This is a genomic window from Rhizobium sp. SVR5-9E (assembly GCF_056755095.1).
Genome location: NZ_JBNDHS010000423.1, coordinates 1 through 270, shown reverse-complemented (window position 1 = coordinate 270; position 270 = coordinate 1). Strand labels below are relative to the sequence as shown.

1 protein-coding gene is annotated in these 270 nt (G+C 38.1%); it reads left to right on the top strand.

Features of this window, described 5'->3' with window-relative positions:
• The coding region (locus ACPYOJ_RS35455) for a methylated-DNA--[protein]-cysteine S-methyltransferase (protein ID WP_481420403.1) at nucleotides 1-270 on the top strand (270 nt) is incomplete at both ends.

Genomic DNA, 270 nt, shown 5'->3' with positions numbered 1-270 from the left:
CCCCAATGCTTCTTTTTTTGAAAACCGGGACGAATTTCAGAAGAATGCTTTATCCATTTTTAATAAAGACTGGAAAGAATTAAATACTATCAAATTACATTTAAAAGGAACAGATTTTCAATTAAAAGTCTGGGAAAGTCTGCTCAGTATTCCTATGGGGAAATTGTCAACGTACGGAAACCTAGCCGAAAAAATTGGTCACTCCAAAGCTTCGAGAGCTGTCGGAACGGCAATTGGAAGTAATCCCGTAGCCCCGTCTCTTATACACAT